This window comes from Neisseria sp. WLZKY-1 (assembly GCF_046546535.1).
Classification (GTDB): Bacteria; Pseudomonadota; Gammaproteobacteria; order Burkholderiales; family Neisseriaceae; genus Neisseria.
This window is the reverse complement of the sequence record NZ_JBKGTW010000144.1, coordinates 1-332: the sequence shown is the minus strand read 5'-3', so window position 1 is coordinate 332 and position 332 is coordinate 1. Positions and strand designations below refer to the sequence as shown.

Here is a 332-nt window from a genome sequence, read left to right as displayed (position 1 = left end):
AGTCTCCCGGCGGGTATTCGACCGGTGCCAAGTGTTCGGGAAATTCCCTCGGGCTGCTGCGGTAGTGTTGCGAAGGGGTGTCCAGTCCCAGTGCTTCATGCGGTCTTTTGTGGTTGTAGCAGTGCCGCCAGCTGTCAAATGCCTGCTGTGTCTGCTCGGGGGCTGTTGGCAACCGGCCTTGCGGCGGTGTTTTTGGTAAAAATCCGCTTCGCAAGCTGATTGCCAACAACCCCGCCGAAGGTTCTGCCTTTGAGCACTTCGGCTTTCAGGCTGCGGTGGAAACGTTCGTCTTTGCCGTTGGTCTGCGGGTGCAGCGGACGGCTGCGGCCGGG

General features: G+C 60.5%; 1 pseudogene. It reads right to left on the bottom strand.

The window, feature by feature from the left end:
* A pseudogene (locus ACLD9W_RS12585) lies at nt 1-332 on the bottom strand (integrase core domain-containing protein); the annotation flags it as partial.